Source organism: Chitinophaga sp. NPDC101104, from assembly GCF_050277495.1.
Taxonomy (GTDB): Bacteria; Bacteroidota; Bacteroidia; order Chitinophagales; family Chitinophagaceae; genus Chitinophaga.
Window position 1 is genome coordinate 2339593 of the sequence record NZ_JBNNSF010000001.1, and the last position, 23450, is coordinate 2363042.

At 57.5% G+C, this 23450-nt stretch carries 13 protein-coding genes; 12 read left to right on the forward strand and 1 reads right to left on the reverse strand.

Going from position 1 to position 23450, the window contains the following annotated elements:
• The first annotated feature begins 3 nt into the window (after positions 1-3).
• The 8 genes from ACQKLP_RS09340 to ACQKLP_RS09375 all read left to right on the forward strand — a co-directional run bounded on the left by ACQKLP_RS09340 (position 4) and on the right by ACQKLP_RS09375 (position 16683).
• A complete protein-coding gene (locus tag ACQKLP_RS09340) occupies positions 4-1575 on the forward strand; it encodes a RagB/SusD family nutrient uptake outer membrane protein (protein WP_427322234.1) in 1572 nt (523 codons plus the stop codon).
• Positions 1576-1577: 2 nt separating this feature from the next.
• Entirely contained in the window at positions 1578-2468 is an 891-nt protein-coding gene (locus tag ACQKLP_RS09345; protein ID WP_427322236.1) for a DUF5017 domain-containing protein, read from the forward strand.
• 8 nt (positions 2469-2476) lie between these two features.
• On the forward strand, positions 2477-4159 hold the full coding sequence (locus tag ACQKLP_RS09350) for a sodium:solute symporter family protein (protein WP_427322237.1): 1683 nt from the start codon (positions 2477-2479) through the stop codon (positions 4157-4159).
• Positions 4156-6705 (forward strand): glycerophosphoryl diester phosphodiesterase, encoded by a 2550-nt coding sequence (locus ACQKLP_RS09355; RefSeq protein ID WP_427322238.1) that lies wholly within the window; start codon positions 4156-4158, stop codon positions 6703-6705. Before ACQKLP_RS09350 ends, ACQKLP_RS09355 begins: the two co-directional genes overlap by 4 nt.
• Before the next feature lie 78 nt (positions 6706-6783).
• Positions 6784-10071: a hypothetical protein gene (locus ACQKLP_RS09360; RefSeq protein ID WP_427322240.1), complete on the forward strand. Its 3288-nt coding sequence runs from the start codon at positions 6784-6786 to the stop codon at positions 10069-10071.
• A complete protein-coding gene (locus ACQKLP_RS09365) occupies positions 10068-11456 on the forward strand; it encodes an SGNH/GDSL hydrolase family protein (protein ID WP_427322242.1) in 1389 nt (462 codons plus the stop codon). Before ACQKLP_RS09360 ends, ACQKLP_RS09365 begins: the two co-directional genes overlap by 4 nt.
• A gap of 121 nt (positions 11457-11577) precedes the next feature.
• The gene (locus ACQKLP_RS09370; protein WP_427322244.1) at positions 11578-14394 is read left to right on the forward strand and encodes a hypothetical protein; all 2817 of its coding nucleotides are present in this window, start codon (positions 11578-11580) and stop codon (positions 14392-14394) included.
• A gap of 9 nt (positions 14395-14403) precedes the next feature.
• Entirely contained in the window at positions 14404-16683 is a 2280-nt protein-coding gene (locus ACQKLP_RS09375; RefSeq protein ID WP_427322246.1) for an FAD-dependent oxidoreductase, read from the forward strand.
• A gap of 188 nt (positions 16684-16871) precedes the next feature.
• On the opposite strand, the gene ACQKLP_RS09380 is transcribed toward ACQKLP_RS09375, so the two are convergent.
• Positions 16872-17189, reverse strand: coding sequence for a hypothetical protein (locus ACQKLP_RS09380; protein ID WP_427322248.1), 318 nt, complete (start codon positions 17187-17189; stop codon positions 16872-16874).
• Between the two features lie 17 nt (positions 17190-17206).
• On the opposite strand from ACQKLP_RS09380, the gene ACQKLP_RS09385 reads away from it, so the two are divergent.
• The 4 genes from ACQKLP_RS09385 to ACQKLP_RS09400 all read left to right on the forward strand — a co-directional run bounded on the left by ACQKLP_RS09385 (position 17207) and on the right by ACQKLP_RS09400 (position 23440).
• Positions 17207-17665: an Lrp/AsnC family transcriptional regulator gene (locus ACQKLP_RS09385; protein ID WP_427322250.1), complete on the forward strand. Its 459-nt coding sequence runs from the start codon at positions 17207-17209 to the stop codon at positions 17663-17665.
• A 128-nt stretch (positions 17666-17793) separates the two neighbouring features.
• On the forward strand, positions 17794-18396 hold the full coding sequence (locus ACQKLP_RS09390; protein ID WP_427322252.1) for an RNA polymerase sigma factor: 603 nt from the start codon (positions 17794-17796) through the stop codon (positions 18394-18396).
• Between the two features lie 114 nt (positions 18397-18510).
• The gene (locus ACQKLP_RS09395; RefSeq protein ID WP_427322254.1) at positions 18511-19701 is read left to right on the forward strand and encodes a FecR family protein; all 1191 of its coding nucleotides are present in this window, start codon (positions 18511-18513) and stop codon (positions 19699-19701) included.
• Positions 19702-19948: 247 nt separating this feature from the next.
• On the forward strand, positions 19949-23440 hold the full coding sequence (locus tag ACQKLP_RS09400; RefSeq protein WP_427322256.1) for a SusC/RagA family TonB-linked outer membrane protein: 3492 nt from the start codon (positions 19949-19951) through the stop codon (positions 23438-23440).
• The last annotated feature ends 10 nt before the right edge of the window (positions 23441-23450 follow it).

Here is a 23450-nt window from a genome sequence, read left to right on the forward strand (position 1 = left end):
GCGATGAAAAAACGCATCCTCATCATATTTCTGCTGGCGGCCGGTTTCTTCGGCGGTTGCAAGAGCTTCCTGGAAACGGAGCCCGAAGATTTCGTGACGCCCGATAACTATTACAACACCGAAGCCGATCTGCGGCGCGCCCTGAACGGGGTGTACAACCGCCTGATCGACAACTTCGGCCGCATGTATTCCCGCGGGTTGTTCAGCTACCTCGCTATCAGCGACGAGTTCTTCTACAAGAATATCACCATCAATAACCTCAAGGTGATGGAATTCGACGCGGGACAGCTGGATGTGGGCCGCTTCTGGGAAACGGCTTACCAGGGCATCGACCGGGCCAACCTGTTGCTCGAGAACGTACAGCGGCCGAAAATGGACGAAATCCGCCGCAGTATGATACGCGGCGAGGCGTTGTTCCTCCGCGCCTACTTTTACTTTTTGCTGGTGGATAATTTCGGCGGCGTGCCGCTGAAGCTCGTATCCACCAAATCCCCGAACGATGCTTACCTGGCGCGCGCTGCCGTGAAAGACGTATATGCGCAGATCGTAAAAGACATGCGGGAAGCGGAAACCCTCGTGAGCGACATCAGCAACTATTCCTACAACGAAACCGTCACCAAGACCGCCGTGCAGGCCATCCTTGCCCGGGTGTACCTCACCATGGCCGGGGAGCCGCTGAAGGATACGGAACGGTATGCCGATGCGCTGGAATATGCCGACAAGGTGATCGCATCCGGCCGTCATTCCCTCAACCCGGACTACAAACAGATTTTCATCAACCATTCCCAGGATAAATACGACCTGCAGGAATGCATCTGGGAAATCGGGATGTTCGGCAACCAGCTCGGCAGCACACAGCTCGCCGGCGCCGTGGGCATCGAAAACGGCCTGGAGTGCCCGGATGACAAGATCGGCTACAGCGGCGGCGGCATCCACCCCACCGCGCGGATGTTCGGGATGTACGAAGCAACCGACCTGCGGAGGGATTGGGCCATCGCACCTTACAAATACGCAGTTGTCAGCGGCGTTACGACCAAAGTGAATTACACGCCTGTCCAGATTTACGACCGTACCATCGGGAAATGGCGCCGCGAATACGAAACGGCCACGCCCAAAAACAGGTCTTACAATTCCACCAACTTCCCCGTGGTCCGGTATTCCGATGTGCTGCTGATGAAGGCGGAAGCGGAAAACCAGGTGAACGGGCCGAACGGGGAAGCGTACAAGGCACTGAATAGTGTACGCCGGAGAGGCTACGGGAAACCGGTGGATATGCCCGACGCAACGGTGGACGCGCCGGAGGGATTGGATAAACCGTCGTTCCTGGCGTTCCTGCAAGACGAGCGGGCCCGCGAGCTGGCGTTCGAAGGCATGCGCAAGCACGACCTCATGCGCTGGGGGCTGTATCTTTCCAAAATGCAGTCGCTCGCCACGGAAATCACCGCCACCGCGCCTTCCAACTTCCGGTACGCGGCCAATGCAGCAAAAAACGTGACCGCCAGGAATCTCGTGTTCCCCATCCCTAACACCGAAATCACCGTCAACCATCTCATCAAACAAAACCCGAACTGGTAATCATGCGAAAGGTCGTATTTTCCCTGGCCGCAGCCATTGCGCTGGCGGCCTGTAACAAAGACAAAGTGGAGATGCCCGGCTTCGAAGTGCGGACGAGCGCGCAGACCTACAAAGTGGGCGATTCCGTACGTTTCGAGTTCTCCGGCAATCCTGACAATATCACTTTCTATTCCGGCGAACCGGGCCATAATTACGAATTCCGGAAACGGACCCGCGCCGCCAACGATCTCCGGATCGAGTTTTCGACGCTCGTGCGCAGCGGGCTGATTTATCCCAACCTGCAGCTGATGGTGTCTGGCGATTTCAACGGGAAAGCCACCACGGCCGATCTGGCCGCCGCTACGTGGACGGACATTTCCGACCGGGCGGTCTTTTCCACCGGTACCGACAACACGCCTTCCGGCATCATCAGCCTGAAAGAGTTCTCGAAAAACCTGCATGATACGGCCCGCGTGTACGTGGCGTTCCGGTACACGGATTACAAGAAGCCGCAGGGCCAGAATCTCTGGGCAGTGCGTACCTTCAGTGCCAATAACGTGTCTGACGACGGCGTGGTAACGCCCCTGGCGGTGATGAGCACGGGCGGATGGCAGCAGGTGGACGTGAAAAATCCCGTTCGCGTCTGGACGATCACCTCGGCCCAGCTGCTCATGCAAAACAGCAGCGCCACGGTAGACGATAACGAAGACTGGGTGATCAGCAAGGGCTTCGACCCCCGGCAGATAGCGCCGGATGCGGGCACCGCATTGAAAAACATCAGTACCGTGCTGGGCGGGCATAGCTACGTCTACACGAAACCCGGCACCTACAAAGTGGTGTTCGAGGCTTCGGCGGTGCGGTACAACGGAGAAAAGCGGCTGACGCGTGAAATTACCTTAACCATTACACCATAAGCAGAGACATGAACGTTGCGATTGATACCTCGGTGATCGTTATTTTTTCGGTATTCATCATGTTGGTGGGCTTTTCCTTTTCACGGACGGGCCGTAACCTGAAATTCTTTTTTGCCGCGGGCGAAGCGGTGCCCTGGTTCATCGGCGGCCTTTCGCTGTTCATGAGCTTTTTCTCGGCCGGCACGTTCGTGGCCTGGGGATCGATCGCTTACAAATACGGCTGGGTGGCGGTAACCATCCAGTGGACGATGTGCATCGGCGGGCTCGTGACCGGCCTCTACCTCGCCCCGAAATGGAAAGCCACCGGCAACCTCACGGCGGCGGAGTTCATCCGCGAGCGGCTGGGGACGGGCGTTCAGCAATCGTACATCTACATCTTCATGATCGTATCGCTGCTCATTAAAGGCTCGGTATTGTATTCGGTGGCGCGGCTGGTAAGCTCGTCGCTGGGTTTTCCGTTGATGCCCAGCACCGTTGTGCTGGGGTTGCTCATGATCGCCTATACGGCCGTGGGCGGGCTTTGGGCGGTGATGGTGACCGATATTCTGCAGTTCGTGATCCTCACGGCGGCCGTTTTGATCATTATTCCGCTCGCGTTCGATGCGGCGGGAGGCGTGGAACATTTCCTGCATTTTTCGCCGGAAGGATTTTTTGATGTCGTGAATGGAGAATTTTCCTGGGGTTTCATTTTCGCGTTCGCGCTGTACCATATTTTTTACATCGGCGGCAACTGGACGTTCGTGCAACGCTATACCAGCGTGGATACGCCGCGCTCCGCTTCGAAAGTGGCGTATCTCTTCGCGGCGCTGTACATCATTAGCCCCGTGCTCTGGATGCTGCCGCCCATGCTGTACAAACTGATCGATCCCACGTTGCAGGGCGCGGAAACGGAAAACGCTTACCTGATGGTTTGCAAGCACGTGTTGCCCGCCGGATTGATGGGGCTCATCCTCACGGGCATGTACTTCTCAACGTCGGCTTCGGCCAATACGGCGCTGAACGTCGTGTCTGCCGTGTTTACCAACGATATTTACAAAGGACGGATCAATCCCGCCGCCAGTGATAAAAAGCTGATGTCGGTAGCGCGGCTATCATCGTGGTGCTTCGGGCTGGGGATGATCGCCATCGCGCTGATCGTTCCCTACATCGGCGGCATCGTGGAATTTACCCTGAGCATCGCCGCGGTAACGGGCGGGCCGCTGCTGGCGCCGCCGATCTGGTCGCTGTTCTCGAAACGGCTGACGGGCAGGGCGACCTTGTACATCACCGGCCTGAGCCTCGCTGCCAACCTGCTTTTCAAGCTGGTACTGCCTTTCACTTCCTCCATCAGGCTCGACAGGGCGGAGGAGATGCTCCTGGGCGTGGGGCTGCCTTTCCTCATGTTGCTGGTGTTCGAGATATATGCGCGGATGAAAGGCACCGTCAGCGAAGAATTCCTGCAATTGCAGCAGGTGCGCGCACAGCGGAAGGTAGTTGCCCAGCAGCCGGACCCGGAAGAGGCCGCGGCCATCCGCCAGCAGAATGTGTTCGGGCTGAAAGTGATCGCTTTTTCGCTTGCTTTCATCGCGGTACTGATGTACGTGCTGTGCTTCTTCGCTGCGGGGAGCGCGGTACTGGTAGCCTTGATCGCGACCGTCATTCTATTACTGGCCCTGGTTCCGCTGAGGGCTTCATTCAAAAAGTCTGCATGATGCTGAAACATACTTTTTTGTGGTTGATAGGTAGCTTGATGACAGGCGGCGCCCTGGCGCAGGAGCGCATTTCGCTGGAAAGCGGGGCCGTCCGCATGAGCTGGGGCGCGGCGCAGCAAGGGTACGAACTGCAAAACCTGTCCATCAAAAAGAACGGGAAATGGCAACCGGTGCCGCATGCAGGAGGGGAATACACCGTCCTGTACGCCGTGGAAAAACCGTCCACATCCCCGGAAACGGTGCTCGACGCTGCCGGACAGCCCATCCTGTTCCCGGAAAGCATTTACCGCTACATCATCCCGCTTTGGAAAGAGCTCACGAGCCCCGTGCAACTGAACACCGCCGGCGAAGCCTGGCATTTCCATCCTTCAGCGGCGAAACAGGAGGGAAGCAATCCCACATTCTCCGCCGGGAACCACCGTGCGGAGATGAAAGCCACCTGGCAACCTGACCCCGCTTTCCCGTCAGACGTCCTCGTTACGATCACCCTCACGGCCAAGGCAGCCGGTTACTTTTCCATCGCCACGCCTACCATCGCCAACTGGCATGAAAACGGTTTCTCCTGGGCGGGGATCCCCGGTTACTTCCAGGGGAACGCCATAGAAAAGGATTTCATCAAATCGGCCGTGTACATGCAGGGCATCCCCGGCAAACCTATTCTGGTGCGCGACAGGGCAGCGTCTACACTGGCGCCTTTCGTGGAAGGGAAAAACGGGGTAACGATGTCGGTCATCGCTGCGCCCGGCACCGCCCGCGATCCCTGGGCCGGCAGCGGGAAAACGCAGACCGTGTGGCGGCTGGGGCTATCGCTCATGAACCGGAAAGGACAACTCACGCCCACGCTGTATCACCCGGTGCTGGGAGAAGAAAGCTCTTTCCTCCGGAAAGGCCAGTCAGCCACGTTTTCCTTCCGCTATACTTTGCAAAGCGCAGACTGGTACACGGTTTATAAGCACGCTGTGAACGATATCTACCGGTTCCCGGATTTCCTGGCGCTGAAAAGCACGCGCCGCTCGCTGACAGACCGCATCCTGGCTATGCACCGCTACGTTACGAACGATTCTACATCGCTTTGGCGGACGGAAACGTTCAACGGGATGAAAATCGGTGCGCAGGCCTATCTCGGCGGGGTGTACGGTTCGGAGAAAGACGCGATGAAGAACTCCGATTACGGCGCCATGTGGATGCTCGCCACCATTATGAACGATCCGGTGCTGCAGGGCACGCGGCTTCCCTTCGCCAGGAACTTCAAGCTGCAACAGCAGACGACGGAGCCGGGATTTTTCCATGGCGCTGCCGCGGGACAGTATTACCTGTCCAAAAGCAAACGGTTTACGGAAGAGTGGGGGCCATACGTGGAGCCCATCGCTACTACGTATTATGTGTTGATGGACGCGGGTAACGTGCTGCTGTTCAATCCCGGCGATGCCGCCATGCGGCGGGAATTGACCGCTGCGGCCGACCGGCTGCTATCCTGGATGGATGCGCAGGGGCAGTGGCAGGTGGCGTACGACCAGGCCACGCAAAAGCCTATGTTCCGCGAAGTGGACGATCTGCGGCCCACGTTTTACGGCTTGCTCATCGCGTATAAAATTCTGAAACAGCCGCGCTACCTCGCCGCGGCACAGAAAGGAGCGGATTGGTTCATCCGGCATGCCGTGGATTCCGGCCGTTTCCTCGGCGTTTGCGGCGATACCCGCTTTGTTCCCGACTTCGCGACGGCACAGAGCGCGCAGGCCCTGCTGGAATTGTACGAAGTTACCCGTAAGGAAAAATATAAAACGGCGGCGGTCAACACCGCGAAAATGTATACCACGTCCATCTTCACGCATCCTGTTCCCAACAATGCGATTAAAAAGGTGAATGGTGTGGAACGGAAGGATTGGGAGATCAGCCAGGCCGGCCTCAGCTTCGAGCACGGCGGTACTTTCGGCAGTGCCAATTACCGCGGCCCGATATTGCTGGCGAGCCACGCAGGGATGTTCGTGCGGATGTTCGCGCTCACGAAAGATTCGCTTTTCCTCAACATGGCAAGGGCCGCCGCACTGGGGCGCGACGCGTTCGTAGACGATGCCACGGGCGTGGCTTCCTATTACTGGGATGTCATGAACAAAGGTGCGGGGCCGTATCCGCATCACGCCTGGTGGCAGATCGGGTGGATCACCGATTATTTGCTGGCGGAAGCGGAAATGCGCTCCGGCGGAAGGGTCGTTTTCCCGCGGGGATTCATCACCCCGAAAGTAGGCCCGCATCAATCGTACGGATTTGCGCCCGGGAAAGTGAACGGGACGGCAGCGAGGTTACTGCTGCGCCAGGGCTTGCTTTCCAGCGAAAACCCTTACCTGGATTACTGTTGCGCGATCAGTACTGATAATAGGAAACTCTTCCTGGTGTTGTTGAATAACGACGATGAAGCCATGTCTGCCTCGTTGCGCATCCGCTTTGACCGGATCCCGGCTACGCCTGTTGATCCGAAAGAGGTGTTCGCGGTGAAGATGAAGCCTTACGGCATTCAGATCGTCGAAATCCCTTTGCGGGGCAGATAGTGCCGGTTTCGGGCGAAAGTTAAAAAACAAGTTATGAGATCGATCGGGATATGCATTTGGATATGCGTCACCTTCGCTATGTCCGCGAAGGCGCAGTGCAGTTATTTTCTGGAAGCGGAAGATTTCCGGATCAAAGGCGGCTGGATCGTGGAAAAGCCCCCCGGCGCCAACGTCTCCAATCACCTGATCCTGCGCGTCATATCCGGACAGGTAAAAGCGGCAGACGCCCTGACGGTGGTCCGCATCGCGCAGCCCGGCAACTACTCCGTTTGGGCCCGCACCGTCGATTACCCGCAAGACCGGCCGGGAACGCGCCTTTTCCAGGTATTGCTGAACGACCGGCCCCTGGAAAACGAATTGGGCCACCACGGGAAAGACGGCTATCACTGGGAGAAAGCCGGCGCCCTGCAGCTGGATGCCGGCGAAAACGTAGTCCAGCTGAGCGACAGCAAAGGCAACTTCGCCCGGGTGGATGCGCTTTTCCTCACGGCCGATAACATCGATCCCAACGAAAACGAGCCTTCCCGCTTCAAAGCCCCGCACCAGACCATCCATCCCCAACCAGCGGCGCAGCCTTCCCTCCCGGAAATTCAAATCCCGCAAAACGCCCCCGTGGAAGCCACGCTGGAAAACGAATTCCTGCGACTCGAATGGCGGAAAGGCGCGCAGCTCGCCGCCCGCACCGCCATCAAGCGCAACGGGCGCTGGGAGTATTTGCCGGCCCCAACGGAAGAACATCGCATCCTCCTGCTTTCCGCCGAAAATCCGCAGATCACGTTCGGCGGGTTCATCCCAGGCTGGAACGGCTCGAAAGGTTACAGCACTTTCAACTGCAACGGAAAAACCTACACCATCATGGAGCCTGAAAACCTGCGGAACCCTTTCCTGTCGGGTGATTTGACGGTCTTTCATGCCATATCACTTGAAAAGGAAGGGCCACACCGCGTGCGGGTGATCTACCGCGCCGCCGATGGAAGGGAAATCTCCGGCAGTTGGTCGCTCGGGTCCGGTCATCGCCACTTCCGCCTCGACCTGGCGTTCACGCCGCAGAAAACGGCGTATTACAGCCTGGTGGTGACGGCTTTCCAGGCTACGTCCAGGGAAAATATCTCCAACGTGCAGCTGCCGCCCATGTTCCAGTACCAGCGCATCCCCGAACAGCCGCTCATGCTCCCGAGCGCCATGATGCCGCAACCCGTTGCCATCACGGAACGGAAAGGCGACAGCCTGGCGCTTTTCGTAGCGGGAACGCCCGATGGATTTCCGCTCGATTGGGCCATGGCAGGTACTGCTGTGATGGGCTTCGGGATCCAGAACGAGCGGAACGGCGTGCAGCCGGTAGCGTATTCGCCGGTACCCGGTTTAGCCGATTCCAGGCTGGAAGCGGGAGAAACGTTGCGGCGGTCGTTCGCGATCGGAGCGGCGGCCGGCTGGAATAATGCGCTGGCGTATGTTTCAGACAGCATTTACGGCGTTCGCGATTACCGGGCGCAACAATTATCGCTTACGGAAACCATCTTTAACATAACCGACCTTATCCGGAACGACCAAGCCGCAGGATGGGCGCCGGAACTGAAAGGTTTCTTCGACATCGAAGCAGACCCGGAAGCGGCGCCCACCGTGGTGCAATCCGCGCCCCTGGCCGTGATCGCAGCGGCCGTGATGGCGCATGACGAGGCGCTTTTCATCAGCCGCGCGCTGCCGGTGATCGAGTACACGCTGAGCCGCAGCGGTTTCCGCTGGGCACAGAAAGGCATGAGCAAAAAAGCGGGAACATTGAGCCCGTTCGGATCGCAATTCACGACGGCATATTTCGAAGGATTGCACCGGTTGCTGGGAGATGCCAATCCCTGGTTGAAAAAGATCGCGCTGCCCGATGGGAAAGTGCGCGATGCCAGCGGTTATTCCGTTTCCATCCCGGTGTGGACGCAGGAGCTGGCCGCCTGGCGGTTGACGAAAGACCGCCGCTGGCTGGATTCGGCACGCCTGCATGCGGATGAATTCGTGAGGACGGAAGTCTACGGCACCAAAACCATCCCGCTGACCAAGCAACCCTTTTACAATACATCCTTTTACGCCAATTGGTGGGACCTGACCGATCTGTACGACGCCACCGGCGATACATCCTACCTCGATGCCGCCGAATACGCATCGTACCATACGATCGCCGGCGTGCGGAGTTACCCGTCGGTGAAAGATACCCTGCAAACCATCCATCCGGGCAACGCTTATGAAGGCAATACCACGATGTGGTGGAAGGGCGGGGAGAAATACCGGCTGGGCTTCCCGCGGAAGCCGGGCGACGTGCGCGAGAAGCAGGTACCCCAGGCGCTGGTGTCTCCCGTGGGGCTCGGGTTCGAGCAGCCTTACACGTTTTTCGATCCGGGGAAGCTGGTGCGGCACGTATACATGAGCAGCTGGGCGCCGCATTTGCTGCGGTTGTACCAGCAACGGCCCAAAAAGATTTTCGAGACCTATGCGAGAAACGCGGTGATAGGGCGTTTCACGAATTACCCGGGGTATTATGCCACGGGGTTCCAGGATATCACGATGCAACCGGAATTTCCCTACAAAGGGCCGGACGTGAGCTCGATCTATTATCATCATATTCCGCCGCATCTGGCATTCACGATGGACTATCTGGTTACTGAAATGCAGCAGCGGAGCGGCGGAAAGGTGAATTTTCCGTTCGTGAAACAGGATGGTTTCGTTTGGTTCAATAACAGGGTGTATGGAGGTGGAAAGGGAAAAGTGATGGATGATGAAAGGGGCAGTATCTGGATGAAGCGCGGACTGGCGGAAGTAAGCCATCCCGCGGTGAATTTCCTGACAGCGGTGTCTGACAAGCGTTTCTGGATATTGTTCACCAGCGAATCCGACGGGGAACTGACTTTCCCCGTAACGCTCGGTGCGGAAGCGCCGGTGGCCGCAAATGCCCGCGCTGCTTTTTTCTCCGGCGGAAAATCGGGCGTGTTGGATGCGGACGGCCGCTCCTTCAGCGTTTCCATTCCCCCGAAAGGCTTTGCCGCGGTTAGTTTTCCGCTGTCCGGAAAGAAACCCCTCCGCCCGAAAATCTCCCCGTTGAAGGAAGGGATGCGGTCCACGGATTTCGGCCCCGGGATCGGGAAGTGCTACCTGTTCCGCATCCGCACGCCGTTTGGCTGGGACGCGGTCTACGGTTATCTCGAATCCACGCTTTCCGAAGGCACCCGCGTCACGGTTTCCATGGACCACCGCGAAGCAACACTGACGGCGTATCCGTTCGAATGGTCGTTCCACCCGCTGCAGCCCGGCGATGAAGCCGCGGTAAAAGTGACCGTGACCACGAAAGACGGCCGCACATTTGAAAGAAACATGCATTTATGATACATATCCGAAACCTGACGGGCTTGTGGTGGATGCTGTTGGCAGCTCCGGCGCTGGCGCAAAGCAACGGCGACCTGATCGCCGCATCGCAGGCGGGCGCGTCGCCGCTGTATTTCCAGGTGCCGCCGGGCACTACGCTGGTGAGCGCCGGTAATTTCAATGACCACCGGGAATGTATTCCCCGCAACGGACTGCCGGACTTCTTCGCGAAAGCGGCCGCCGGCAAACCTTTGAAGATCGGTTTCATCGGCGGCAGTATCACGCAAGGCAACGCCGGGTACCGGCCGCAGGTGCTGCGGTATTTGCAGAAGATGTTCCCCGCCAATGAGATCTCCGCGCTGAACGCGGGCGTATCCGGCACCGGGACAGACCTGGGCGCCTGCCGCGTGCAGGAACAATTGCTGCAACACCGGCCCGACCTGGTGTTCGTGGAATTTGCCGTCAATGGTGCGTACGCCGAGGGAATGGAAGGCATCGTGCGACAGGTGCGGAGCGCGGGGGCGGAAGTTTGCCTCATTTATACGATCACCGGCCAGCAAACGCAGGCCTACGCCGCCGGTGAAATCCCTTTGCATATCCAGGGCCTGGAGAAAGTGGCGGCGCATTACGGCGTACCGTCGGTTCACATGGGTATGGAGGCGGCGCAAATGGAAAAACAGGGATCGCTGGTCTGGAAGGGCGAAGCGAAAGATACCCTGGGCCATGTGCTCTTTTCGACGGACGGCATCCATCCGCTGCCCGCCGGCGGGAATCTGTATGCCGCCGCCGTGGCACGGGGAATGGAGAAGATGAGGAAGATGCCCCGGCGCAAGGGCCGCAGGCCTTTGCCGGCGCCGCTTTTCACCGACGACTGGTGGAACGCGGGCATGTATCCGCCGCGGGAAATAGCGGTTTTCAGCGGGGATTGGTCGCAGGTAACGATGCCGCAGTTCGCGGCGTGGTTCCCGGTGATGGAAAAGGCTTCCACGCCGGGCGCTTCGTTCCGCTTCCGTTTCAAAGGCACCGGCTTCGGGATTTTCGACGTCGGCGGGCCGGAAGCGGGGCAGATCACCATCGAAGTGAACGGCAAACCCATGCAGGTGGACCCGCCGCTGGTGCCAGGTACGCAGGTGTACCGGCTGCGGGAAGGGGATAGCATCCCGGTGAACAGGTTCAACAGTTTCTGCTACAACCGCTACCGCGGGCAACACCAGCTTTTTACCCTGCCGGAAGGCGAATACACCGTTAACATCCGGCTTTCTTCCCAACGGGCAGACAAGCGCGCGATCCTCGGCGGGAGCCAGAGCACAGATGTCCTCCGGTACCCGGAAAGGTACGGCCAGACCGTGTTGTACCTCGGCCGGATACTCCTCAAAGGGAAGCCTTTGCCGCCGCCGGAACGGTAATGCGATATTTTGGGAATGCTCCCACAAATTGGGAATGTTCCCAGCCTGATTTCTTGCCAGGCACGCTCACAGCGCTTCCGGCGCGATACTAAATTTGAACATCGAAGCGCAAACATTGCATATGAAAAACGGAATTCCACGACTCATCGCCTGTCTTACCTTCATGTCCTTTGCGGCACAGGCGCAGGTACGGGTACCGTCTGCGGCGGAAGGCGTCCGGATCACATCGGCCGGCCGTCAATACACCTTCCAGCCTGCATTCCGGGTTATTTTCAGCGAAAAAGACCCGGCCATGGCACTCAAGCCCGCCGGGATCAAAAATGTCGAATACAATGTGCTCACCTGGAAAGTGGAAGACAGCAGCCGCGCGGATTTCCAACAGAAAAAAATCGGAGCGGCCATGGCGGGCGACGGGTTCGACGATCGGATCCTCCGCACGCGCAGCGAATGGCGCACCGCCAATATTTTCAACGTAGGAGAAAGCACGGTGCTGCAGGCCAACGCCATCCGGCAGGTGAAAGACACTATTTTCTTCGGATTCCCGTCCAGCGAGCTCTCCGCATTCCTCCTGCCTTCCGCCAAACCTTATCCTGTTTTGCATTTCACGTTCCGTCCGAAGCGGGACGGATATTACAGCATCGGCTTCGTGGGCGCTCCGGCTATTCCCGTTCCCGAAGTGAAGGAAATCTGGCAACCGCTCATCTGGCAGGAGCTGCGCGTTCCTGATGCGGCATACCTCACACCCGCGTTCATGGCCACTTTGCCGGCAACCATGGTGTACAATGGCCAGCATACGCTCGGTGTGCTCGCCGCGCCGGAGCATTTGCCGTTCCAGCCCTTGCCCACGCTGCCCAACAGCCAGTTCGGCGTCACGTTGCGGAATGAACAGGGCAGGATGCAACCGCAGGTGTACGCACCCATCCCCGGCGGTTACGGTTCGAACATGAAAGCAGGAGCGCCATTCCGGTTTTCCATGCAGCTCGTGGCGGAACCGCAGGATATTACCCATACTTACCAATTCATCGCGGAGCGGATTTTCGGGTTCCGCGATTACCGGAAAAACGACATCGCGTCGCTCAATACCGTGCTCGATAATATGACCGCCTACGCCATGTCGCGCTACGCCTGGTTTGTGGACAGTCTCAAAGGTTTCGCCTATTCCACCGATGTGCCGGGTGCTGTGAAAAACGTATCCAGCCTGCATCCGCTGGAACTTTCCATCGTACGCGACGATTCCGTGATGTTCGAGAAAAGGGCCTACCCGCTCATGGAATTCATGCTCAGCCGCGAGAAATTCCTCTTCAGTCTCGACAGCTTGCAGAAGATACAAAGTCCGTCGAGGCGCCTGAAAGGCCCGGTGGCGCCGTTGTCTGAGCTCGTGGCGTTGTACAACGTTTTCGGCCGCAGCAACCCGTTTTACCTGCAAATGATGGAACGGGAATATGCCGGTGCCCGCGTCCGTAACCTGGACGTGAAGGAAGACGGCGCCAGCTGGATCAATGCCATGCACCTCTTCAAAGCCACGGGCAACAGGGAATACCAGTCTGTCGCGATCTCCAAAGCCAACGCCTATCTCCGCGACCGTGTTGAACGGTCTCAAACGGCGTTCGACGACCCCTTCGCCGGGAGTTTCTTCTTCTGGCCGGCATATACCAACCGCTGGATCGAGTTGTTGCAACTCTATGAGCTCACCGGCTATAAAGCGTATCTCGACGCGGCCGTGGAAGGCGCGCGCCACTATGCCATGTTCACCTGGATGGCACCTGCCGTTCCCGATAGTATGATCACGGTGAATGCGGGCGGAAAGGCGCCGATGTATTGGTACCTCCGTTCAAAAGGGCATACGCAAGTGTATTATCCCCAAGAGCAAGCGCCCGCCTGGCGGCTGTCGGAAACCGGCCTCACGCCTGAATCTTCCGGCACGTCTACCGGCCACCGCGGCATTTTCATGACCAACTTCGCGCCGTGGATGCTCAAGGTTGGTTATTACGCGAAAGACACTTTTCTCATGAACGTGGCCAAAGCTTCCACCATCGGGCGATACCGCAATTTTCCGGGGTATCATATCAATACCGAACGGACGACGGCGTATGAAAAAGAAGATTTTCCGCTGCGGGAACACAAAGCCCAAAGCGTCAATTCCTTCCATTATAACCACATCCTGCCCATGGCGGCGATGCTGATCGATTACCTGGTGACGGACGTGTTCGTCCGCAGTAAAGGGAAGGTCCATTTCCCGACGGAGTACGTCGAAGGATATGCGTACCTCCAGAATCATATGTACGGCGGCGCGCCCGGGACCTTTTACGGCGAAAAGGACGTGCAGTTGTGGATGCCGGCGAAACTACTGGCGGCCGCGAGCCCGGAGCTGAATTACATCGCCGGGCGAAAAGGGGAGCGCGTTTTCCTCGCTTTCACCAATCAAAGCAAATCCACCGTGCGCACGCGTATTGCGCTCAATCCCGCACTCGTGGGAACTACTTCCGCCAGCCGGGTGTCGACGCTCAACGGCGCTGTGGCAGGGCCTTTACGACAGGGTACCTTCGATTGTACCGTGGCGCCGGGTGGCCTGGCGGTGTTTATAGTGGATGGGGTGAAGCCGGTCGTCCGTTTCCAGGAAAAAATATTGTCGGGCAGCAACAAAAATGGAAATGATTTCGGGGAGATAAAAGCCGGGAACGCCAAAGCGATGCTGTTCAGGCTCGGTGCATACGGCAGCCGGCTGTTCCTTTATCTCGAAGACGACGATACCCGCTGGCGCTCGGTACAGCTGCATTATACGGACGCCGGCGGAAAAGAAAACCGGCTGCGCGATACGGCGTATCCCTTCGAATTTACCGTTCCGCTTCCGCAGGAATACAAGCTCAGCTGCTGGCTCACGCTGGAAGGGAGGGACGGGGCCATCGAAACCAGTGAAAAAATAACCATAGGCAATTAAATACCAGATATGATCAAGCAAGACGCAGCCGGAGTGCGCAGTTTCCCGGAAATGAACATTGTTGTTGACCTCGCGATCACCGGCGGCGGCCTCTCGGGCGTATGCGCCGCCATTACCGCCGCCAGGCAGGGTTTGAAAGTAGTGCTCGTGCAAGACCGCCCGGTATTGGGCGGTAACGCCAGCAGCGAAGTGCGCCTGTGGATACTCGGCGCCACGTCGCACATGGGCAACAATAACCGCTGGGCGAGGGAAGGCGGCGTAGTCGATGAAATCCTCGTCGAAAACACCTACCGCAATCCCGAAGGCAATCCCGTAATATTCGACATGGTCCTGCTCGACAAAGTTGCGCAGGAGCCCAATATCACCCTGCTCCTCAATACGGCCGTGTACCAGGTGGAGAAGAAAGACCCTTCCACCATCGGCGCCCTTCATGCCTATTGCAGCCAGAACCAGACAACGTACATCCTGAAAGCCCCCCTGTTCCTCGACGCTTCCGGCGATGGGGTAGTGGGCTTTCTGGCGGGCGCCGCGTTCCGGATGGGCGCGGAGAAGAAGGAGGAATTCGGCGAACTGTTTGCCCCGTCGGCAGAATACGGTGAGCTCCTCGGCCACAGTCTTTACTTCTACAGCAAGGATGCCGGAAAGCCCGTAACCTTTACCCCTCCTGCGTTTGCATTGAAAGACATCACCAAAGTGCCGCGCTATCGCAGCTTCAACGCCCGCGAATACGGTTGCAAGCTCTGGTGGATCGAATACGGCGGCCGGCTGGATACGGTGCACGATACGGAAACCATCAAATGGGAGCTCTGGAAAGTGGTCTACGGCGTCTGGGACCATATCAAAAACTCCGGGGAGTTCCCGGAAGCCGCCAACCTTACCCTGGAATGGGTAGGCATGATCCCCGGTAAGCGCGAAAGCCGCCGGTTCGAAGGCGATTACATGATGGTGCAGCAGGATATCGTGGAACAGCGCATGCATGCGGATGCCGTGGCGTTCGGGGGCTGGTCGGTGGACTTGCACCCTGCCGATGGCGTTTTCTCCGAAAAGCCCGGCTGCAACCAGTGGCACAGCAAAGGCATCTATCAGATCCCATACCGTTGCCTCTACAGCCGCAATATCACGAACCTGTTGCTGGGCGGCCGCATCATCAGTGCCTCGCACGTAGCGTACGGCTCCACCCGCGTAATGGCCACTTCCGCCCACGTTACGCAGGCCGCCGCCATGGCTGCTGTCATCTGTAAGGAACAAAACATTTTACCCGCCGAAATTATCGGTAAAGGATATACGAACGCCCTCCAGCAGCGGTTGCTGCAGTTCGGCCAATACATCCCCGGCCTGCGGTCCGCCGCGCCGGCCGATCTCGCCCGTCAGGCCACCGTTTCCGCGAGCAGCGAACTGGTGCTGAAAGAATTCCCGGGGAAGGCCATCCTCAAACCGCTGGATGTCTCCGTGGCGCAGATGGTGCCGCTGCAGACCGGGAAAGTGCCGGTGATGGCATTTCATGCGGAAGCTGCCGCCCATACGACGCTCGACGTGGAACTGCGGATCAGCGGCAAAAGCGGCAACCATACGCCGGACGTGACCCTGGCGCGCCTGGCCGTTCCCCTGCAACCGGGCCGTAATTGCCTGCAATTACAGTTCGATGCGCAGTTGGAGGAAGCGGCCTATGGTTTCGTCACGTTCTTCAAAAACTCGGACGTTCAGTTGCATTACACCGAAAAGCGCGTGACCGGCCTGCTGTCCGTTTTCAATACGGTCAATAAAGCCGTGTCCAACTACGGCAAACAAACCCCGCCGGAAGATATCGGCATGGAAGCATTCGAGTTCTGGTGCCCGCAGCGCCGGCCGGAAGGGCATAACCTCGATTTCAAAGTGAGCGATGGATTGCCCGTTTTCTCCGCCGCCAACGTCATCAACGGCCTCGAGCGCCCCGTGTCGCAGCCCAATGCCTGGGTGGCCGACTGGCACGATGCGCAGCCTGCGCTCACGCTCACCTGGCCGGAACCGAAGGCCATCCGTACGATAGAGCTTTTCTTCGATACCGATTACGACCATCCCATGGAATCTGTCCTGATGACGCACCCCGAAACGGCGATGCCTTTTTGCGTAAGGGATTTCAAGGTGAAAGACGATGCCGGGAACATCATCGCGGAGCGGAAAGGCAATTACCAGGCTTTTAACCGCATCGAACTGGACAAGCCCGTCAACACGGAAAAACTCGTGATCGAAGTGGCGCATCCATCAGCGGAAGCACCCGCCGCCATTTGCGCGGTACGGTGTTACGCATAAGCCGCACGGCCTTCGTAAAACGCACAAATCCCGCCACATGAGCGGGATTTGTGCGTAATTACTCAACAGTTTTTTAACATGGCGGAAGGGCAGTTGTGCAACCGGACCGTTTTGGTGCATGATGGCGTGGATGCAATTCCCGATGGAGATCGGGAATCCTTTACTGCTTCAAATTATTCTTTTCAGTGTCATAATGTTGGACCGTGTACATCTGAATGATCTACACTTCCTGTAATCCATGCGAATTCGTGATAAGGGGATTCCCTGAGCCGGTGAGCCCCAAAAAGAAAATAAATGGTTGGTTTTTGATGTACGTCTGTTTTTCGGTTGATCTGCTGCCCTGTCTGCCGGCGTATTATTTCCATACTAAATTCAAAAATCTTTTCTAATTTTTGCATGATGGCTGAATAAACCGTAAATTTTCCGGTGAAAAGCCTGAATTTGGCATTTTTTCCGGATGGGCCGGGCCGGCGGTGGCCGGAAACCCGAACTTCTTCCGGTTCCATATTTTCAACTTTTTGCCATGCAAGACATAGATCAGACGGATTTGGAGATTTTGCGCCTTCTCCAGCGCAACGCAGAGCTGACGAACAAGGAGATTTCCGGCAAGCTGCACAAGTCGGTGGCCGCCGTCCACGAACGGATCAGGCGCCTCAAGCAGCAGGGCTTCATCCGCAGGACCGTGGCCATCCTCGACCGTAAAAAGGTGAACCGCGGACTCATCGCCTTCAGCCATGTATTATTGAAAGACCATTCCGCCCACACCCTCAGCTCCTTCGAGAACGAAGTGGTAAAGTTCCCGGAAGTGATGGAATGCTTCCAGATGACGGGCACTTTCGATTTCATCCTGCGCATCGCCACCGAAGACATGGACGCTTACCACGTTTTCTACCGCAAACTCGCCACCCTGCCCAATATCACGACGGTGCAGAGCTTTTTCGTGCTTTCCGAAACGAAAAGCGATACGGCCTATCCGCTGTGATCGCCGGTACGGCCATTGCATTTCCGGGGGATTTTGGCGAAATTCGCTGCTCATTCAACCGGGACCATTTTCATACCATTCGTTATCTCCCTGCGACGGCACTTTATTTCATCATCAATTGCGTTTCCTTGAACGACGACGGTCAACTTATTGACGCTCCTGAACTTTTCAGCCGGATCGCTTCCGGCGACGAAGCCGCGTTCCGCGAACTGTTCGAGCTGTACGTTCCCCGGCTGCAGGCCATGGCTTTGCGCATCACGGGGTCGGCGGCGGTGGCGGACGATCTCGTGCAGGAAACTTTCCTCAAAGTCTGGATCGCGCGGGACCAGCTCACCGGGCTGGAGCAGCCGGGCGCCTGGGTCCGGAAGATCTGTTTCTTCCTGGCCGTGAACCATGTGCGCCGGCAAGCCGTCCGCGATAAAGTCATGGACCACATCGCCCACGAAAAGGACGCTTCCGGCAAATCGTTACCGGTGGCGGAAATGGTGGAATTCAGACAGCTGCTTTCCCTGGTGGGCGACGCGGTTGACCTCCTGCCGGAAAAACAGCGGCGGATTTACCGCCTCAGCCGGGAAGAGGCGCTCACGATTTCCGAAATCGCCGATCGCATGGGCCTCGCTTCCAGCACCGTGAAAAACTTAATGGTAATGGCGCTCAAAAATATCCGGGCTTCCCTTCAAAATGCCGGATATCCATTGTCTGTGCTCGTTTTGATCGATATTCTCCTCTGATTGTACCCCCGAACGAAAAAAAACTTTGATTTTTTTCGGTACTACCTGTCCGCCCGATTGTCTGGTATAGATAAGGGGGACTGAAACATCATCGTTTACCTGATCCCGAAATGCATGGAAAAGCACGACCGCTTACAATATTTGCTGGAACGCATGGCCAGTGGCGCCGCCACGGATGCGGAGCTCGGGGAGCTGCAAGCCCTCGTTGACCGCGACGATTCCGCTATCGGAGAAGCCGAAAGCTGGCTGGAAGCTGTCCGGCCCGAAGCGGCCCGGCCTTTCGACCGCCAGCACTGGATGCAGGTGGCCGACCGGATACTGGCGGCGGACAAGCGCCTGGCCGAAGAAAACGCTCCGCCGAAGCTGCGCGTGCATTTCCTGCACCGGTGGTGGTCGGCCGCGGCGGCGGTATTGTTCGTAGCCGCAGGGGTTTGGTATTTCAACCGCCATCAGCCCGTGCCTAAACCGATGCTGTCGGTGAACGCCCCGCTGGACGTGGAGCCTGGCAGGAACGGCGCCATCCTCACCCTTTCCGACGGCTCGCAGCTGGAGCTGGACAGCGCCGGCAATGGCCTCATCTCCCGCCAGAGCGGGACGGCCGTGGTGTTGGGCAGCGAGGGATTGCAGTATACGCCGGAAGACCCCGGGGCAGGGGAGCTGAAATACAATACCATCGCCACTTCCAAGGGGCGGCAGTTTACGGTCACTTTGCCGGACGGGTCGAAGGTCTGGCTGAACGCGGCCAGTTCTTTGCGGTTCCCGGTGGCGTTCAATGGGGGCGACCGGACCGTGGAGCTTTCCGGGGAAGGGTATTTCGAAGTGGCGAAGGATGCCGCGAAGCCTTTCCGGGTGAAGGTGCCGGGGAAGTTAGACCTCGAAGTGCTGGGCACTTCCTTTAACGTGAACGCCTATGCCAACGAGCGGAACAGCTATACCACACTGGTGACGGGCGCCGTGAGGATCGCGCAGGCGGGGAACGAAGGGGGCGCCATGGTGCTGAAGCCCGGAGAGCAGTTGCAGGCCGGCGGGAACGGGATGGAAGTGACGCGCAACGCAAACCTCGATAAAGCCATCGCCTGGAAAAACGGGCTGTTTAACTTCGACGGGGCCGGGCTGCGCGACATGATGCGCCAGCTGGAACGATGGTACGATCTTGATGTGGTGTATGAAGGAAATGTGCCCGATGTGGTGTTTTTCGGGGAAATGAGCCGGAAACTGAAGCTGTCTGACGTGTTGAGCGGACTGGAGCGGTCGGATGTACATTTCCGGCTGGAGGAAGGACGGCGGCTGATCGTAATGCCTTAGCAAATATTTATCCCTATACCATAAAACAGCAAATCATACATGGACCAGTAAATATCAACTAAGATCGGTCGGCCGGAAATAAAAACGGAAGTGCTGCGAACACTCCCGTAAAAGTTTGCCGGTTGATAAAAAACGGGTTTCGAGACCTCCATTTCTAACAACCAAACGTTGCAAATCTATGCAAAAAACTGCTTACTGGAGCCGTTGGGAATTGCCATGCCGGTTCCCAGCCAAAATCCTCCGGATCATGAAAATTACCAGTGTTCTCCTTCTCGCCATTTGTTTACATGTATCAGCCAGCACGTATTCCCAGTCAATTACTTTCTCCGGAAGGGAAGTGCCGATGAAAAGGGTTTTTGCGGCCATCAAGCAGCAAACCGGGTACGTGGTCTGGGGTAAATCCGACCTGTTGCGCCAGGCCGGCACCATTTCCGCATCCGTGCAGAACATGCCCCTGCTGAGTTTCCTGGACCTCATCGTTAAAGACCAGCCGTTTCAATACAAGATCGCCGACAACACGATTTTCCTCTACGGGAAGTTCGATCCCGTTCCTGTCGAACAGGCGCAGGCCGTGAAGGAAACCCCCATCACCGGGCGCATCATCGACAGCACCGGCGTTCCGCTCATCGGCGCCACCATCGTGGCAACGGGCGGCGGCCGCTCCGCCATCACCGATGCGGAGGGCAAATTCACCCTTCCGGTGCAGGAAGGGAGCGTAGTGCGCATCAGCTTCATCGGTTTCAAAACCAAAGATGTGACCATCACGGCGCGCATGCTGCAAAGCGGCACCATGGGCAATGTGGTGCTCTCCATGATATCGTCCAACCTCACCGAACTGAACGTTACCGCCAATACCGGTTACCAGTCGATCCCCAAAGAGCGCGCCACCGGCGCATTCAGCGTAATCACCGAAGAAACGCTGGGCGCCCGTATGCAAACGAGCCTCATCAGCCGGCTGGAAGGCACGGTGCCAGGGCTTTTCATGCAGAACGGAGCGGTGAACCTGCGCGGGATTTCCACCCTGTACGGTACCCAGAGCCCGCTGTTCGTTGTGGATGGCTTCCCCTATGAAGGAGACCTCAACTACCTCAACCCCAACGATATCGTGAACGTGACCGTCATGAAAGACGCCGCCGCCTCTTCCATCTACGGCACCCGCGCCGCCAACGGCGTCATCTCCATCACCACCCGCCACGGCAGCGCCCGGAAACTGACGGTCAATTTCAGCAGCACCGCCTTCCTGACGCCCAAATCCGACGCCAGCTACCTGAACTTGATGAACTCGAAAGAGATGGTAGACATGGAAGTGGAGCTCTTCAATAAATGGCACCCTTCTTTCAACGACAGGCTCCAGCGCGCCGGCAAAAGCAAAGTGAAAGAAGCGCTCTACGATCATGAACAAGGCAAGATCACCAAAGCGCAGCTCGACGAAATCCTCAACCAGCTCCGCAGCTACGACGGCCAAAGCCAGGTGGAAGACCTCTATATGCGCAACCAATTCAAGCACCGCGAGAGCTTTTCCGTCAACGGCGGCAACGATGCCCATCAGTACAATCTGTTCATGAACTATACCGGCAATTCCGGCTTTGGCCTGCGCGATCGTGACGAAGTCGTGAACGTAGGACTGAACGACCGCGTGAAAGTCTTCAAATGGCTGGATGCGGAAGTGGGGGTGATGACCAATCTCAGTAATGCGAAATTTACCCGCGAAGGCCCTACGCAATATTATACCAATCTGCCGTACGAGATCATGCAGTACGCAGACGGCAGCCCGGCTCCCTTCACCAAACTGAAATCGCCGTACGAAAATAACCGGCTGGTGGAAGTAGGGCTGTATGATGAAACGTATTATCCGCTGGAAGAAATGGACAGGGCCAAATTGTCGAACTGGTCGAACTACTTCCGGTTGCAGGGCGGGTTTACGGCAAAAATCATCCGCGGGCTCACGCTCGATCTGAAATACCAGACGGAAAGAGGGTCCAGCTTAGGCAAGACGTACTACACGCCCACGTCCTATTACACCAAGCGCATGATCAACGATGCGGCGCAGATAGACAATAACGGGGAGCTTATCAAAAATATTCCCGACGGCGGACAGATTTTCGAAACGAGGGGCAGCTCCAAATCCTACACCGCCCGCGGCCAGTTGAGCTTCGACCGGGAAGTGGCGCCCCGCCACCGTTTGACGGCCATCGCCGGTACGGAATGGCGCGCGATCTCGGGCAGCGCTACGAAGCTGTCGAAAATGGGGTACAACGATAATAACCTCCAGTTCCAGCCTATCAACGAGGCGCAGCTCGGCAGCCTGAAAAATACGCAGTCGATCGATGGCACCTTCTTCTGGGGCTTCAATGACGATACTTACTACCGCTACTGGGAAAACCGCTACGTATCGTTTTACGGCAACTTCGGATATACGTTCGACGGCAAGTATAACCTGACCGGCAGTGCGCGCGTCGACGATTCCAACCTTTTCGGCGTGGCTACCCGCGACCGCCGTTTGCCCGTATGGCACCTGGGGGCCAGCTGGCGGCTGACGGAAGAGGATTTCATGAAAAACATCAACTGGCTGAACAACCTGGCCATACGCACCACTTACGGCCTGGGCGGTAACGTGGCCCAGACGGCCGGGCCGTACCTGCAGGCTACGTCGAGCTTCTTCAACGATGCGCGCGCCAACGCCACCGATATCCTTTATCCGCCGAACGGCAACCTCCGTTGGGAAAAAACGGCGAGCACCAACATCGGGATCGATTTTGCCGTGTTGAACAACCGGATCTCCGGCTCGGTGGATTACTACATCCGCAAAACGACCGACCTGCTCGGCGAAAAACTGACCGACCCCACGAATGCGTTCCCCTTCGCCCTCATCAACTACGGCAGCATGAACAACAAAGGGCTGGAAATCGCGCTCAATACCCGCAATATCGAAAGCCGGAACTTCAGCTGGAACACAACGCTGAACCTGACTTTCAACAAAAGCCGGATGACGGACATCAACCTGCGCAACCCCGACTACCGGACGCTTACGCAGGGCTGGGGCGTAAACCGTATCGGTTACCCCATGGATGCGGTGTTCAGCTTCCGCTACGCCGGCCTCGACCCTACGAACGGAACCGTAATGGTGTACGATGCAGACGGAAAAGTGGTGAAGAATTACGATCAGTCGGGCACCGTGGTGGCCAACATGCAAGACGTCAACGGCCTCGTGTACGGCGGTACGCTCCGGCCCAAATGGACCTCCGGTTTTACCAATACCTTTAATTACAAACAACTTACGCTCCGGGTGATGATGATCGCCAACGGCGGGCATGTGATCCGCGATGTGGCGAGCCCCATCCAGAACGATTTCGGCAGCAGGAACGTAGACAAAAGGCTGATGAATTTCTGGCGCAAGCCCGGCGACGAGCTGAACCCCAATACCATGCCCGCTCCCGACCTGAACGCAGACGGCCGTGAATATTACACGCTGATCTGGTTTGCGGCAGACAGGAACGTGCTGAAGGCAGATTATATCAAAGTAAGGGACATCTCGTTGTCGTACGATTTCGCGAAAATGCTGCAGTCCGTTACCAAACTCTCCTCCGCCAAATTCACCCTGCAGGTGCAAAATCCCTTCTCCTGGTTCCGTAACGGCCAGGGGATAGACCCCGAGGCGTACCAGCTGGCGAGCCAGTATGCCAACAGGACGCTTTGGGTGTCGCGCGTTTATATGGCCGGCATCGACATCACTTTCTAAAACCTGGAAC